A 14,738-nucleotide genomic window follows, 5' to 3' on the forward strand; every position below is an offset into this window, starting at 1 on the left:
ACTGATTATGTCGCCGCGTGAGGGTGGTATGGCTCCAAAAAAACCAAATTATGAAGAATTTGTCGATCAAAGCGTTTAGGTGCTGGACGGCGCCGACTAGCGGATACTGCACAACAATCAACCATTGTTCGCCGTTCCGGCCGGAACCAGGATCTACAATGACCGGCCGGTCGTCGGCGGCCGGTGGCGTCAACTTCGTGGATAATGAGACCGTGCGCGGGCTCAATATCCTGGCTTATGGCGCTGCAATTCACAATATTCAGTCAGGCGGCTTCCGCCGCTCTTTAGAAGAATGAGACAACCAGTTCGAACAGGCGGCGCATAGTCGCAAGAAGTACCTTTGCCGCATCAGGCGCTGTAAGTAAATTCACGCTGATGCCGTAGGTAATTGTCGATACAGCCGTGCCCACTAGTCCCGCCAAACCAACAAGGGCCTTTTGAAGCTTGCTCAAGCGTCTATGCGCGGCCATTTCATCGGGCGAATCTAAGGTGCGAGCCTGATCAATCTCTACAGCTAGATATTCTCCCGTGTGTATAGTCGGCGTCGCAAGAACCGATTTGGCTTCCTCGCTTGCGAATGTTTCGTTTGCCAAAGCGACAACCTGTTTGAGAGCCATGTCGCCAAGATTTTCCGAAACGACCTCTGGAGGAGGCTTCGGCGCATCAGGGGACATGGGCAGCGGTTGAACAGGTTGCATAAGCGGCCTCAAGCCTTCGTGGCCTCGGCACAGACGAGAGATACTGTTCTTCGTCGTCCCTGGCCAAGGAATGTCCGCGTTCGAAAGATGAACCGCTATGTCGGAAATGCTGTCCGAAAGGGTGTACCAAGTTCGCGAATCCGATTGCAGCTGTGATACGTAGTGCTGCAAGTCGAACCTGATAGATTCCCCGATGTTGTTGTCGAGCGATTCAAGGGCCGCAAGAACTTTGTTCGCGAGTACCGCCTGCGCCTGAATTCGGTCTTTTAAGTCTTGAGGATCATTAACCGGTGGCCTGGCTGAAAGCGGTGTGTCTCTCGCCGTGACAACACCATCCACCAAGGTTGCGGCAACTGGAGCCGAAGCCTCCAGACGTTTCGCTATTTGATCGCGGCTAGGAGGATGAAACTTATCTAGGATCGCCTGAATAAGTCGCTGTATCCGATGGTCGCTCGAATCCCCTCCCCAACCGGCGAGATCGACATATTGCGTCTCAGAGAAACCGTAGGGAATTACAGTTCTGTCCATCCTAACCTGAAGCAGCTTACGACTCTGCTGTGCTTGGGCCGCTTCTTCGCGCACGGCTCTCGATGCCACGCTCTTCTCCGTCCACACTGCCAGGACAGCATCAGCAGTTCCGAGCTTTTCAGCTATCGCATCTCGCCATTCTTCCCCAGGTTGAATGTCTTGATCCCACCAGACCGAGATACCAGCTGACCGCAATGTCTCGCCTAGTTTTTTTGCAACATCGCGATCGAGGTTCGAGTAAGATAAAAATACGAACTTATCGCTGCTCAGTGCAGCGACTTCCTTGAACTTGTCCTTTTCGACCTCTTCCTCCGGATTTATGAATTCCGGCCATTCAACTGGATGAAATAGCCCCGTTGGCAACTTCACCGCGGTGTCGCCGACAGCTTCCGATATTTGCCGTTGCGTCAGGCCCGTAGAAATCTCCAAGCTAAGCGCGATAGGCTTTCCGTTGAGCGAGGAGCTTAGAATTGTGCCACGCAGCCGAGCGTTCTTCCAAGTTGTCGACCAAAGAAAGGAATGTTTCAGGTCGGCATCTGTGAGGTTTGCGCCGTCAAAGATCACGTTAGTGAAGTCTCCGTCGACCATGATCGCGGTGTTCAGGTTCGACCTTCGGAAGGTTGCCGAGTTTGCTTGAACGTAATTGAGATGCGCCCCTGTCAGGTCGGCTAGCGTCAGATCGGCGCCCGTCAAGTTTGTCGCGTAGAGGTTAGCGCCCCTCAGCGATGCGCTCCCGAGTTGGGCGCCGCGTAGATTATACCTCGTGAGGTCGAAGCCGTTGAGGTCTGCGTATTTCAAGCTTGGTGTGAAATGGCGTTTCTCCCTCCGCGCATTCCAGCTTTCGGCGCCCTCTCTCAACCATTTGAAATGCGACGCGTTTGCCATCAATCCCCCGTGCACATTAGCGCGCAACACAAGAGACTCGATCGCTTACGGCGCCTTGGATTTCTGCACCACAACGTGTTTATTGTCTAGCGCTTGCAACTAACGCCCGTGGGCCTTCTTATCTTCTCGTACATGTCCTCGGCCGCCCGTGATGCTTCGCGGGCGGTTTCTTCCCATCCGCTGTCGGGCATAGCCGAGCGGAACTTGTTTCGGGCGGACTTCCCGACACAATCTCTGCCCGTCTCTTTGCCAATGTGGTTCTGTTCGGGCGAACACCGCCGCACCAGATGTGCACGCTACTATTCTTGACGCTGCTTCAAGAGATGATTGAGCAACGCTTAACTCATAGTGCACTCGTTGGCGAATAGAGTTGTGTAACACAACGTCTTGCCTTCACCGCCCCGGCCGCCCGGTCTTGCCCTTCGTCCGGCTCTTCCGTTTCTGCTCGCCCGGATCCTCATAGCTCCCGACGCCCGTCTTGCCGCGCGCCAGCGGGCGCACGTCGTCGCGTTCCGGCTGGCCCTCCATCAGCGGCGAAAACCGCTTCGTGCTCTTCGAGGCGTCCGGCTTTTCCGGCAGGTGGCCGGTGACCGGTTTTTCGGTGCGGCCGACGGTCATTTCGTCGAGGTCGTTGCGGCGGAAAAGGGATTTGCCTGCCGGGGTGGTCGGGTCGCGGCCCATCTCGTCGAGATTGGGGCGGGAGAAGTAGGAGGGCGGAGCAAGATCGCCCCCCTCTGGCCTGCCGGCCATCTCCCCCACAGGTGGGGAGATAGACTCGCGGCGCCCGCTCGCTCCCTTGCCGACGGCTCCGCCCTCATGCTGAGGCGCGGAGGCCGTAGACCGGAGCCTCGAAGCATCCTTCCGCCCAGCTTCCATCGACTTTGCTTCCTCGCGCGCCATCGGATCGTCCATGACGGCGAGTTCGGCGGCCTTGAGGCGCTTGATCTCGTCGCGCAGGCGGGCGGCCTTTTCGAAGTCGAGGTCGGCGGCGGCGTCGCGCATCTGTTTTTCCAGCGCGTTGAGATGGGCCTGCAGGTTGCCGCCGACGAGGTTGCCGCCGTCGGCAAAGCCCTTGCCGGAAGCGCCGGAGATATCGGCGCGGACGTGGTCGCGCTCGTAGACGGAATCGAGGATGTCGGAGATCTTCGCCTTCACCGATTCCGGCGTGATGCCGTGCTCCTCGTTGTAGGCCATCTGCTTTTCGCGGCGGCGCGCGGTTTCCTCCATGGCGCGCGACATCGAGCCGGTGACGGTGTCGGCATAGAGGATCACCTTGCCGTCGACGTTTCGCGCGGCGCGGCCGATCGTTTGAATGAGGGACGTTTCGGAGCGCAGGAACCCTTCCTTGTCGGCGTCGAGGATGGCGACGAAGCCGCATTCGGGAATGTCGAGGCCCTCGCGCAAGAGATTGATGCCGACGAGGCAGTCGAAGGCGCCGAGGCGGAGATCGCGGATGATCTCGATGCGCTCCAGCGTGTCGATGTCGGAGTGCATGTAGCGGACGCGGATGCCCTGCTCATGCAGGTATTCGGTGAGGTCCTCGGCCATGCGCTTGGTGAGCACGGTGCAGAGCGTGCGGTAACCCTTGGCTGAAGTTTCGCGGATCTCGCCGAGCACGTCGTCGACCTGGGAGCGGGCGGAGCGGACCTCGACCGGCGGGTCGATGAGGCCGGTCGGGCGGATCACCTGTTCGGCGAAGACGCCGCCGGACTGCTCCATCTCCCAGCCGCCGGGGGTGGCGGAGACGGCGACGGTATCCGGGCGCATCGCATCCCATTCCTCGAAGCGCAGCGGCCGGTTGTCCATGCACGACGGCAGGCGGAAGCCGTATTCGGCGAGCGTCGCCTTGCGGCGGAAGTCGCCGCGGTACATGCCGCCGATCTGCGGGATGGTGACGTGGCTCTCGTCGATGAAGACGATGGCGTTGTCGGGGATGTATTCGAAGAGGGTGGGCGGCGGATCGCCGGGATCGCGGCCGGTGAGATAGCGCGAATAGTTCTCGATGCCGGCGCAGGAGCCGGTCGCTTCCAGCATCTCGATGTCGTAGCGGGTGCGCTGCTCCAGGCGCTGGGCCTCCAGCAGGCGGCCGGCTTTTTCCAGCTCGGCGAGGCGGAGCTTCAGCTCCTCCTTGATCGCCTTGATGGCGCCGTTCAGCGTCGGACGGGGGGTGACGTAGTGCGAATTGGCGTAGATCTTCACCGATTTCAGGTCGCCGGTCTTCTGGCCGGTCAGCGGGTCGAACTCGGTGATGGCGTCGATCTCGTCGCCGAACATCGAGATGCGCCAGGCGGCATCTTCCAAGTGAGCCGGGAAGATCTCGATGGTGTCGCCCCGCACACGGAAGGAGCCGCGCTGGAAATCCATGTCGCGGCGCTTGTACTGCTGGGCGACGAGGTCGGCCAGGAGCTGGCGCTGGTCGAGGCGGTCGCCGACCTCCATCTGGAAGGTCATGGCGGTATAGGTCTCGACCGAGCCGATACCGTAGATGCAGGAGACCGAGGCGACGATGATGCAGTCGTCGCGTTCGAGCAGCGAGCGCGTCGCCGAGTGGCGCATGCGGTCGATCTGCTCGTTGATCGAGGATTCCTTCTCGATATAGGTGTCCGAGCGCGGGACGTAGGCCTCCGGCTGGTAATAGTCGTAGTAGGAGACGAAATACTCGACGGCGTTGTCAGGGAAGAAGTTCTTGAACTCGGAATAGAGCTGGGCGGCGAGCGTCTTGTTGGGCGCGAGGATCACGGCCGGGCGCTGCGTTGCCTCGATCACCTTGGCCATGGTGAAGGTCTTGCCGGAGCCTGTGACGCCGAGCAGCACCTGCGAGCGGTCGCCATTGTCAAGGCCCTCGACGAGGTCCTTGATGGCGGTCGGCTGGTCGCCGGCGGGCTGGTAGTCGGAGGCCATGCGGATCACGATGCCGCCTTCGGATTTCTCCGGCCGGGCCGGGCGGTGCGGCGTCCAGATCTTGCCGTTCTTGTGCAGCGGATTGCCGGATTCGATCAGCGCCGCCAGCGCCTCGACGGTGGCGGTGACGGCGGTGCCTGCCTTGAGCTCGGCGGCCTCTTCCAGCGTCGTGTTCATGCCGGACACGGGGTTGAGGCCAGCGGCGGCGCGCGTCTTCGGGTCGGTCGAGCCGCCCATGGAGGTGCCTCTCGCCGACTTCGATGCGGCGATTTCCACCTTCTTGCGGTGCTTGCCCGCCTTGGAGGCGATCTCGCGCTGGCTTTCGACGGACGAGGCCTCCGCCTCGGCCTCGAGCTGCTTCACCCAGTCGGCGACGCTGCCGTTCAGGGGAGCGCCTTCGAAGGACGACTGCGGGGCTTCCTCGAAGCCATTCGGGGCGGGAGATTTCTTCGGAGATTTGGCCATGGGCGGAATATGGCGAGAGTCAGCGCGAAAGAAAAGGGGCAAAGAGTACAAAAGGGAAACGAATGAATCGTTCGGTTTTCGCCAACAGTTTGGCGCTTCAGGGTCGCAGGCGAGGGCGCCTCATCTAGGCCGGCGGATGGCGCGGATCTTGCCGCTGTTGCCGCCGCCCGCGAAGAAGCGGTCGCCGCCATCGGATTCGAGGCCGGAGACGGCGGTGCCTTCGGGCATGTCGAGGCTCTGCAGCACCTCGCCGGTGACGGGGTCGATGCGGCGCACGTCGCTTTCATCGCCTTCCCAGGTGCCGTGCCAGAGCTCGCCGTCGACCCAGGTGACGCCGGTGACCATGCGGTTGGATTCGATGGTGCGCAGGATGTCGCCGGTTGCCGGATCGATCTGGTGGATCTTCCGGTCGCGATGCTGGCCGACCCAGAGCGTGCCTTCCGACCAGGCGAGCCCGGAATCGCCGCCGTGTCCGGGGGCGGGAATACTGGACAGCACCGCGCCGGACGCCGGTTCGATCTTCAGGATACGGTCCCCGGCGATCTGGAAGAGGTGGCGGCCGTCGAAGGCCGTTCCGGCATGCGAAGCGACGTCAATGGAGCGCAACTGCCGGCCGTCGTCCGGATCGAAGGCGTGCAGCTTCTCGCCCGAGGCGAACCAGACCTGCCGGCCGTCGAAGGTGACGCCGGCGACGCTCGGGGCGTCCTCGAAGGGACCATATTCGCGAATGATTTCAGCTACAGATTTTTTCATGGCGTCCATCCTAGTCGCTCGGCAGCGGGCCGGGGAGTAACAAAACTGTCGGGAATGCCACGGCGGGCGGCGCCATCCAGCGGCGCGCCCTGCCGTTGCCGAAGGATAACACCTTTCCCGCACTCGCGAGCGCATCGAGCGCCCGCTGCACGGTGCGCGGGCTTGTTCCGAGGGCGATCGCCAGCGCCGAACTCGACCAGGCTTCGCCGTCCGCCAGCAAGGCGAGCAGGAAGGCGTTCTCTTCTTCGACCGGTGGGGCGAGGACAGCGATGTCGCGTTTTCCTCGCGACATCAGCACAAAGCCGCGCTTCGTCGCCTTGATATCGGCAAGCGTTTCCAGAGCCGCGCGCAGCCGCCCGATCTCGACCCGCAGCCGCGCCCGGTGCGATTCATCGGCATGCCTTGCGCGAAAGGCGCGGGACAAGAGGACTGCGCGCGGCGCATCGCCGGGGGCGGCTTCGGCCAATGTCCGTGCCAGCGCGAAAAGCACCGGCCGGCCGGCGAGCGGCACCACGTGGCTGCCATTGCGCACGACGTTGCGGCACGCATCGATCACCAGAGTATCCGAGGCGAGCAGGCCTTCGACCTCCGCAAGCCGGATTACCCGCTCTTCGCCGTGGGCGACAAGGCGTGCGGCGGGCGCATCGAGTACCTGTGCCGCCTGCTCCACCTCGACGCTCAGCGCGGGGATGCCGGCGCTCCGCGCCGCATCAGTCGCCCTTGCCAGGGCTTCCCGTGCGGTCCTTGTCCGCAGCCTCCTGATCTCGATGCCGGCGACCGCCAGTTCGTGGCCCGCGCGCAGGGCAGGCGGGAGGGGCGCCGGATCGAGATCGGCAAGGCGGCGTTCGGCTTCGTCGAGATGGCCGATCAACAGCAGGCGGCGCACCTGCAGATTGCCGGCATGCGCCGCGTTGAGGCGGTCGCCGTGGCTTTCCAGCGTCCGGCGTGCGGCATCCAGGGCCTTTTGCGGCCAGGTGAGGTCGCGCGAGACGAGGGCGATCTCGGCTTCGGCGACAATGCAGCGGGCGCGGGCGACGGCTTCCCGTGGTCCGAAGCCGCGCGCGGCAGCTTTCAGCAGGGCCTTGGCGCGGACGAGATCGCCGAGTTGCGCCATGGCGATGCCCCTGAGTGCAAGCGCCGGCGGATCGTCACGCAGGGAGACGCGCTTCAGCGCGCCGAGCGTATCGCCCGAGGCAAGCGCCTGCGCTGCCGCGGTGATCAGCGAGTCCATGCAAATCCCGTCACACTTGTAACTCCCGGCCTTCGTGCTTCCAGCGGTAGTTTATTCCCGACCAGCAGGCAACAGGGCGCGCCGCCAAGCCGGCGACCAGCAACCAAAGGAGACTGAAGATGATGGAACATACAACCGGATCACGGGCCGAGTGGCTTGCAGCGAGGCTCGAGCTGCTGGAGCAGGAGAAGGAACTGACGAGGCGCAGCGACGAGGTGGCCGAGCGGCGCCAGCAGCTGCCCTGGGTGAAGATCGACAAGGACTATCGGCTCGAGACAGAGGCGGGCACCGTGCCGCTTTCCGCACTCTTCAAGGGCCGCTCGCAGCTGCTCGTCTACCATTTCATGTTCGGCCCGGATTATACGGCCGGTTGCCCGTCCTGCTCGGCGATCGCCGACGGCTTCAACGGTGTGGTCGTACATCTGGAAAACCATGATGTGGCGTTCAGCGCCGTATCCCGGGGGCCGCTGGCGAAACTGCAGGAATTCAAGCGGCGCATGGGCTGGACCTTCGACTGGGCCTCGTCGGCGGGCAGCGATTTCAATCACGATTTCAACGTCTGGTTCACGCCGGAGGAGCAGCGCGACGGCATTGAATACAATTACCGCCGCGAGCCGCCGATGCCGGGACCGCTGGCCGCCAGGGGTGGCGAAGGGCCCGCGGCCCAGGTCGCCTCGGCAACGGGAACCGATGTCGCGACCTTTATACGCGAAAGGCCGGGGCTCAGCGCCTTCGTGATGCAGGATGGCGCGATCTACCACACCTACTCGTCCTATGCGCGCGGGCTGGACGGCGTCTGGGGGATGTACCAGTGGCTCGACCGCGCGCCGCTCGGCCGCAACGAGACCGGCATCTGGTGGCGTCACCATGACAAATACGGGGTGAGCTGATGTCGCGGCTACCGCATTCCACCCCCAGCGCCGGCGGCAACGCCGCCGGCCTTTCCTCGGGCGTCGCCCGCTGGCTGTCATTGGCCGCCGCGCCGACCTTCGCGGCCATGGCCTTTCTAACGGCAGGCGGTGCGCCGTCCGACATGATCTGCGCCATGCATGGCGCCTCGATGTTCGGCGGCATGGTGCCGATGTACCTGCTGATGAGCCTGTTTCATGCCGGTCCGTGGCTGAGACTGGTGGCGGGCGCAGAGGGAAGCGCTCGCCGGGGATGAGCCGGCGAGCGGTCGAGTCTTGGAGCGGGAAATTTGCGCCGCTCCCGACCGCTATCGGCCCATGACGGTCATCGCGACTAGGCGCAGCATTTCGCACCGGTCGCCGGTCCGCAGCAGGCGGCAACCTGGGCCTGTTCCGCCAACCACCGGTCACGCGGCTTGCAGCTTGCGGCACGCGGCGCAAGTTCGACATGCACCGCGCCGTCACAGACAACGGGGGTCGAAGCGCAATAAAGCTGCATTGGCTGCACGCCATCGCTCACTTCGAAGGTCAGTTTCGCTGAGCCGCCCAGCTGCACATGCTCAGAGACCTTGCGGATGATGGCGGCGAATTTGCCTGCCGGCATATGGGTGCGGTCGTCTTCGTCGATATCCCAAAGCTGTACGAAAATTTCCACCCAAGCCTCCGGGTTGGCTCCGCAGTCGAGCGCCTGGAACTGACCGGCTTTCACTTCGGTGACGTGATAGCCGGGCTTCACGGGGCGGCCGCCATAGTGGAACACTAGAGGCAAATCGCGGGAGGCGGCGAGCCCATCGAGCAGCAGGCCGAGCCTAATATCCTGAGAAGAGGTCTTGTTCACTGCATTCATCTGCGATATTCCATATTTCAACATTTCAAGGATTGTTGAAATATGGATGAACGTCAAGCTCTCGCTTCATTTGGCGCGCTTTCCCAGGAAACCCGCCTGCAGATCGTCCGTATGCTCGTGGTTGCCGGTCCTGATGGCATGGCGGCAGGCACGATTGCGGAAAAGCTCGAAGTCTCGCCGTCGAATGTTTCCTTCCACCTGAAGGAGCTGGATCGCGCCGGCATTATCAGCCAGCAGCGCGAAGCCCGCTCGATCATCTACACCGCGAATTACGATGCCCTCGGCGGCCTCGTGCGCTTTCTGATGGAAGACTGCTGCGCCGGCCATCCGGAAATCTGCGCGCCGGCGGCCGAGGTTGCGGCCTGCTGCGCGCCGGTCGAAGGCACGGTTCAATGATCACGCTGACGCGGTTGGGGGCTTGAAACTATGACGTCGTTTCCGCTTTCGCGCCGCCTTGTTTCGGAAGGACTCGGCACGGGCATTCTGGTCGCGACCGTCGTCGGTTCGGGCATCATGGCGGATCGTCTGACCGATGATACGGCGCTTGCCCTGCTCGGCAACACACTGGCGACGGGGGCAATGCTCGTCGTGCTGATTACCGTTCTCGGGCCGATATCGGGCGCGCATTTCAATCCGGTCGTCTCGCTGGTCTTTGCGCTGCGTCGCGAATTGCCAGCCGCGTCCGTGCCGACCTACATCGCCGCGCAGACTTTTGGCGGCATTGCAGGCACGATGCTCGCGCATGGCATGTTCGCGCTACCCTTGCTGCAGGCGTCGGAAACGATACGGTCAGGCGGCGCGCAATGGCTCGCAGAGGTGGTGGCAACCTTCGGCCTAGTCTTCGTCATCCTTTCGGGCATCCGGTTTCGCGCCGATGCCGTGGCATGGCTGGTCGGCCTCTATATCACCGCCGCTTACTGGTTCACCGCTTCCACGTCCTTCGCCAATCCGGCCGTCGCAATCGCCCGATCGCTGACGAACACATTCTCGGGCATCCGCCCGATCGATCTGCCCGGCTTCATCGTCGCGGAAATGATAGGCGCATTGCTGGCGATGATGCTCGTTGGCTGGCTGCTGATGGACGCCCGTAATTCCCAATCTCTCTCCAAGACGGAACCCACCTCATGAGCATGGACGTCACGATCTATCACAACCCCGAATGCGGCACCTCGCGCAATACGCTGGCAATGATCCGCAATGCCGGCATCGAGCCGACTGTCATCGAATATCTGCAAAATCCGCCGAGCCGCGAAGAACTCTTGAAGATGATTGCCGATGCAGGCTTGAGCGTGCGCGAGGCGATCCGCGAAAAGGGCACGCCCTATGCCGAGCTTGGCCTCGACAATCCGGAGCTGACCGACGAGCAACTGCTCGACGCCATGCTGAAGGACCCGATCTTGATTAACCGGCCCTTCGTTATCTCGCCTGTTGGTACCCGCCTTGCCCGGCCGTCGGAAGTCGTGCTCGAAATCCTGCCCGATACGCACAAAGGCCCGTTCGCCAAGGAAGACGGCGAGCAGGTTCTGGATGCGGAAGGCAAGCGACTTGTCTGAACGGGTGCCGCTTTTTGCCGTGCTTGCGCTCGGCGTCACACAGATCATCGGCTACGGCACCCTCTATTACAGTTTCAGCATTCTCGCTTCCGATATGGCCGCGCAATTCGGCTGGTCGAGCGAGTGGGTTTTCGGCGCTCTTTCGGCGGCCCTTCTGACAGGCGGCCTCACGGCGCCATGGCTCGGGGCATTGTTCGACAAAATCGGAGCCGGCCGCGTGATGGCGATCGGCTCGCTTGTCGCGGCCCTCGCTCTCATCGCCTGCGCCTTCGCGCCGACCAGGGCAGCTTATGTTTTGGCTCTCATTGCCATCGAAGTCGCTTCCAACCTCGTCCAGTATAGCGCGGCGTTCGCGCTTCTGGTTCAGTTGCGGCCGCAGGTCGCTTCCCGCAGCATCACCTATCTGACGCTCATCGGCGGTTTTGCATCGACGATTTTCTGGCCGATCACCACGGCGCTGCATTCGCATCTCAATTGGCAAAACGTCTATCTGGTTTACGCCGCCCTCAATCTGGCTATCTGCCTGCCGATCCATGCATGGCTGTCGCGCAGCGCGACCACTGAGCGGGCCGCCGCCTCGACCGCGGCTCCGCCAGTGAAGGGAATCTTGGCACCAGAGCGCCGCAGGCTCGGCTTTGCCGTGATGGTAACGGGCTTCTCGCTTATGTCGCTGGTCAGTTCGGCCATGCTAGTGCATCTCGTACCGTTGCTTTCGGGCCTCGGGCTCGGCGCAACTGCAGCGCTCGTTGGCACGCTGTTCGGCCCGTCGCAGGCCGGCAGCCGGTTGACCAACATGGTCTTCGGCAAGAACCTACCGCCGCTCGGCCTTGCAGTAACAGCGGCAACGCTTCTTCCGGTCGGCGTGCTGGTTTTGCTGCTTTCCGCTCCATCCGTGCCGGGGGCTATGGTCTTCGCCGTGATTTTCGGCATGGGCAATGGCCTGCTCAGTATCGTCTCCGGCACCTTGCCACTGCATCTCTTCGGCAGCGACGGTTACGGCAAACTGCAAGGCAAGATGATGGCGGCGCGGCTAACCCTGTCTGCCTTGGCGCCGTTCGTGCTGGCCTTCGCGATGGAGAAATTGGGTATCTCGCTGTCGCTCGGTATCACGGTTGCATTCGGCGGGCTTTCGATTGTCGCTTTGTCGTCCATCGGGTTTCTGCGATGACCGCTTTTGGCCCAAAGCAGACCTGACGCTCGAACTGCTCTATCAATCTGACTCTAGAGACGCTGGGAAATCTCCATTGATCAAAGGGACGCTCCTCAGCATGCGCAGAACATCTGGTATCCGCACGTCGACGCTGCCATAAATGAGCTTCATCGAGGGGAGGCATCATGATGCAGAAGAATGCGCCGGACTTCAGCCTTGAGGACAAGGTGACTTTCGTGACGGGAGCGAGCCGTGGCATCGGTCGAGCTTGCGCACTTGCCTGTGCCGCAGCGGGCTCGAATATTGTTTTGGGGGTCCGCGATGTCGCAGCGTCGGCGGGCCTGGTTGCCGAACTCGAGGGCGCGGGACGAAAGGTCCTCCCTGTTGAACTGGACATTCCCAATAAGGCCCACATCGCACAAGCCGTCGACGCGGCGCTTACGACGTTCGGTCGGATCGACATCCTCGTCAACAACGTCGGCGTGGCTCCGGGCAATCTCGCGGAACTCGTTGAGGAGAAGGACCTTGACGAAATACTCGATGTCAACATCAAGGGCACTTTTCTGATGACGCAGGCAGTGGGCCGTCAGATGATCAAGCGCAATAGCGGCCGGATCATCAACATCAGCTCACAGGCCGGTACCGTGGCACTGCGCGGCGAGGCAATCTATTGCATGAGCAAGGCGGCAATTAATCACCTCACGCGCTGCCTCGCAGCCGAATGGCCACGCTATAATGTCACCGTAAATACCGTCTCGCCGACGTTCATCCACACGGATGGCACAGCACCTTTTCTGTCCGATGCCGACAATCGCAAAGCGACGCTCGCTCACATTCCACTCGGCCGGATCGGTGAAACCGATGATGTGGTGGGTGCCGTCGTCTTCCTTGCATCACCGGCTGCGAGCCTGATCACCGGCGCGAACCTGCTGGTGGACGGTGGATGGTCGGTCGCCTGAGGCCGAGGCGCTCCTGCAGCGCAAGTCTGATGCAGACGAGAACGACGATTTCCCCGGATAGGATCGCCATACGTCATCGGCAAAGGCGATCTAAGATCTCGGCCAGCATTACCCGGGGAACAATGCCTATGCCCGCTTCTGGCGCGCTAAGAAGACATCGCCTGATGACCGCTTTGCGGCCCAGGGCGGCCATGCTTCGATTACGCGCGGGGGTGGACTATGTGAACTTGGGGTAGCCGGACGTTTCGCTCAGCCTACGGAAGTTCGATCTCGCCGTCCACCACGTGTTTGAGCCCGGTGCCTTCCGCCGTTAGCGTTATGCGGACCTTCAACTTCTTGCCGCCGACCTGCCCCTTGCGCACCGTCTCCTCGATCTTGCGCTGCGACGTGACGCCGACTTCCTTCAGGAACTTGCGGATCGACATGTTGAAGGCGTCTTCGCTCATGGCGGAACTCCTCTATGTGCGAAAGGGATTGTAATGGAAGGTAAATCGTCAAGGAAGTAGGCAGTGACGCGCGTGAAAAATTTCGGCGACATAGATCGGCGTTAGGGGTCGCTTTGGGTCGAGACGCGACCTTTGCGCGACCCGGCGCCACGACAAATTGGAACAGCGACCAGTCAGTGCGCAGAGGTGAAGTTGCGGTCTTGCCATTGCTGCAGGCTGCGTCCGTGGGTGGCGTTGCAGCGGCCGGCTCCAGTAAAACGCGCGCAAATTCGCATGTTACAAGGGAACTTTTAGCATCAAGCCCGATTTTACAATCATATATCACCGGATGGAGCGATCTAATGGCACAACCCCAGAATGCAGCAATGCATCGACGAGTGCCTCAGCCGCGATTCCGTCTGTCTCTCGACCCAATGCACAGCAGACTGCGAGCACGTAGCCGACATGAGCGTTTGTGTCGAGGCTGGCGCGGACGCACGGAAGGCTGTCGCCAGCGTTGGACAGATGGTCATTGAGATAAATACGGCTGTCAAAGGCGTGCGATGGTTGGCGATCACGATGGCCTGCGCCTGCTGCGCTACCTGTACGACGACGCAAGCTCCGAACATGCGCAGCAAAGGATATGTCTCCGAAAAGCTATACGGCGTGAAGGCGAGACCGCGGGTCGCCTACGGGAAGAAAATCCCCGGTAGCCGGTATATGCTTGGCGGGCCCTATGTGGTGAAAGGCAAGCGTTACTATCCGAAGGAAGACCCGGATTACGACAGGAAGGGCGTCGCGTCCTGGTACGGCTCGGCGTTTCAGGGGAGGCGGACCGCGAATGGCGAAGTTTACGACGCGGATCACCTTTCCGCCGCGCATCCGACCCTTCCTTTGCCCAGCTATGTGCGGGTGACCAATCTTGAAAACGGTTCTTCGCTCATCGTGCGCATCAACGATCGCGGTCCCTATCATAAAGGTCGCATCATCGACGTTTCCAGCAAGGCGGCAGACATGCTGGACCTGAAGCACAGTGGCACGGCCTCTGTCAGGGTGCAGTATGTGGGCCGCGCCCGATTGGGCGGAGACGATATGCCCGATCTCATCGCCTCCTACATCAAGAAGGATGATCGCTTTCCGGCCGTCAATCCGGAGCCTCGGATCGCAACCGGTGTGATAATGGCCTCGAAACGGTGGATGGGCGATTATTCGCCAAGTGACAGTCAGTCCCTCCGGTCGACGCAGACGAACCTTGCCGAGCACACGCCGAGCGCCTCCTACCAGACAGCGGCCAAAGCCGCGGCTGCTTTCCAGACATTCGAGCAATTTGTGATGTTGTCCGAGACCGGCAACGTCACCTTGGAACGGCCGCCTGAACATACTCCATCGCTGTCGCGAAACGTCGCGATCGCATCACTGGATCAGGACGTTGTCT

At 61.8% G+C, this 14,738-nt stretch carries 14 protein-coding genes and 1 pseudogene; 9 read left to right on the top strand and 6 right to left on the bottom strand.

Features of this window, described 5'->3' with window-relative positions; translation table 11 throughout:
• The first annotated feature begins 158 nt into the window (after nt 1-158).
• Nucleotides 159-296: a hypothetical protein gene (locus HGP14_RS16710; RefSeq protein WP_168830987.1), complete on the top strand. Its 138-nt coding sequence runs from the start codon at nt 159-161 to the stop codon at nt 294-296.
• Here HGP14_RS16710 and HGP14_RS16715 read toward each other — a convergent pair.
• From HGP14_RS16715 to HGP14_RS16730, 4 genes are all read right to left on the bottom strand, one after another.
• Nucleotides 285-2,111 carry a toll/interleukin-1 receptor domain-containing protein gene (locus HGP14_RS16715; RefSeq protein WP_168830988.1) on the bottom strand — a complete coding sequence of 609 codons (1,827 nt, stop codon included), beginning with the start codon at nt 2,109-2,111 and terminating at the stop codon, nt 285-287. The two genes, HGP14_RS16710 and HGP14_RS16715, sit on opposite strands and share 12 nt — an antisense overlap.
• Nucleotides 2,112-2,504: 393 nt before the next feature.
• Nucleotides 2,505-5,477: an excinuclease ABC subunit UvrB gene (gene uvrB / locus HGP14_RS16720; RefSeq protein ID WP_168830989.1), complete on the bottom strand. Its 2,973-nt coding sequence runs from the start codon at nt 5,475-5,477 to the stop codon at nt 2,505-2,507.
• Between the two features lie 120 nt (nt 5,478-5,597).
• Complete coding sequence (locus HGP14_RS16725; protein ID WP_168830990.1) at nt 5,598-6,230, bottom strand: PQQ-binding-like beta-propeller repeat protein; 633 nt, start codon at nt 6,228-6,230, stop codon at nt 5,598-5,600.
• 10 nt (nt 6,231-6,240) lie between these two features.
• Entirely contained in the window at nt 6,241-7,461 is a 1,221-nt protein-coding gene (locus tag HGP14_RS16730) for a helix-turn-helix domain-containing protein (RefSeq protein WP_168830991.1), read from the bottom strand.
• Nucleotides 7,462-7,580: 119 nt separating this feature from the next.
• On the opposite strand from HGP14_RS16730, the gene HGP14_RS16735 reads away from it, so the two are divergent.
• Together HGP14_RS16735 and HGP14_RS16740 are read left to right on the top strand one after the other, a co-directional pair.
• Nucleotides 7,581-8,351, top strand: coding sequence for a DUF899 domain-containing protein (locus tag HGP14_RS16735; RefSeq protein ID WP_168830992.1), 771 nt, complete (start codon nt 7,581-7,583; stop codon nt 8,349-8,351).
• Complete coding sequence (locus HGP14_RS16740; protein WP_168830993.1) at nt 8,351-8,626, top strand: hypothetical protein; 276 nt, start codon at nt 8,351-8,353, stop codon at nt 8,624-8,626. The genes HGP14_RS16735 and HGP14_RS16740 overlap by 1 nt, the downstream gene beginning before the upstream one ends.
• A gap of 77 nt (nt 8,627-8,703) precedes the next feature.
• On the opposite strand, the gene HGP14_RS16745 is transcribed toward HGP14_RS16740, so the two are convergent.
• Nucleotides 8,704-9,216, bottom strand: a complete 513-nt coding sequence (locus tag HGP14_RS16745) for a DUF6428 family protein (RefSeq protein WP_168830994.1) — start codon at nt 9,214-9,216, stop codon at nt 8,704-8,706.
• Nucleotides 9,217-9,258: 42 nt separating this feature from the next.
• Here HGP14_RS16745 and HGP14_RS16750 point away from each other — a divergent pair, with 42 nt between their 5' ends.
• The 5 genes from HGP14_RS16750 (at nt 9,259) to HGP14_RS16770 (ending at nt 12,878) form a co-directional block, all read left to right on the top strand.
• Nucleotides 9,259-9,612, top strand: a complete 354-nt coding sequence (locus HGP14_RS16750; protein WP_168830995.1) for an ArsR/SmtB family transcription factor — start codon at nt 9,259-9,261, stop codon at nt 9,610-9,612.
• A gap of 30 nt (nt 9,613-9,642) precedes the next feature.
• Entirely contained in the window at nt 9,643-10,344 is a 702-nt protein-coding gene (locus HGP14_RS16755) for an MIP/aquaporin family protein (RefSeq protein WP_168830996.1), read from the top strand.
• On the top strand, nt 10,341-10,769 hold the full coding sequence (gene arsC / locus HGP14_RS16760; protein WP_168830997.1) for an arsenate reductase (glutaredoxin): 429 nt from the start codon (nt 10,341-10,343) through the stop codon (nt 10,767-10,769). Before HGP14_RS16755 ends, arsC begins: the two co-directional genes overlap by 4 nt.
• Nucleotides 10,744-11,937, top strand: coding sequence for an arsenite efflux MFS transporter ArsK (arsK, locus tag HGP14_RS16765; protein ID WP_168830998.1), 1,194 nt, complete (start codon nt 10,744-10,746; stop codon nt 11,935-11,937). The genes arsC and arsK overlap by 26 nt, the downstream gene beginning before the upstream one ends.
• A gap of 170 nt (nt 11,938-12,107) precedes the next feature.
• Nucleotides 12,108-12,878 carry an SDR family NAD(P)-dependent oxidoreductase gene (locus tag HGP14_RS16770; RefSeq protein WP_168831285.1) on the top strand — a complete coding sequence of 257 codons (771 nt, stop codon included), beginning with the start codon at nt 12,108-12,110 and terminating at the stop codon, nt 12,876-12,878.
• 254 nt (nt 12,879-13,132) lie between these two features.
• Here the strand turns inward: HGP14_RS16770 and HGP14_RS16775 are convergent, their stop codons facing one another.
• The gene (locus tag HGP14_RS16775; RefSeq protein ID WP_168830999.1) at nt 13,133-13,324 is read right to left on the bottom strand and encodes a DUF6494 family protein; all 192 of its coding nucleotides are present in this window, start codon (nt 13,322-13,324) and stop codon (nt 13,133-13,135) included.
• Between the two features lie 504 nt (nt 13,325-13,828).
• On the opposite strand from HGP14_RS16775, the pseudogene HGP14_RS16780 reads away from it, so the two are divergent.
• Nucleotides 13,829-14,674: pseudogene (locus HGP14_RS16780) on the top strand (septal ring lytic transglycosylase RlpA family protein); the annotation flags it as partial.
• Nucleotides 14,675-14,738 lie beyond the last annotated feature (64 nt).

The sequence above is a fragment of the Rhizobium sp. P32RR-XVIII genome, assembly GCF_012641395.1.
Classification (GTDB): Bacteria; Pseudomonadota; Alphaproteobacteria; order Rhizobiales; family Rhizobiaceae; genus Rhizobium.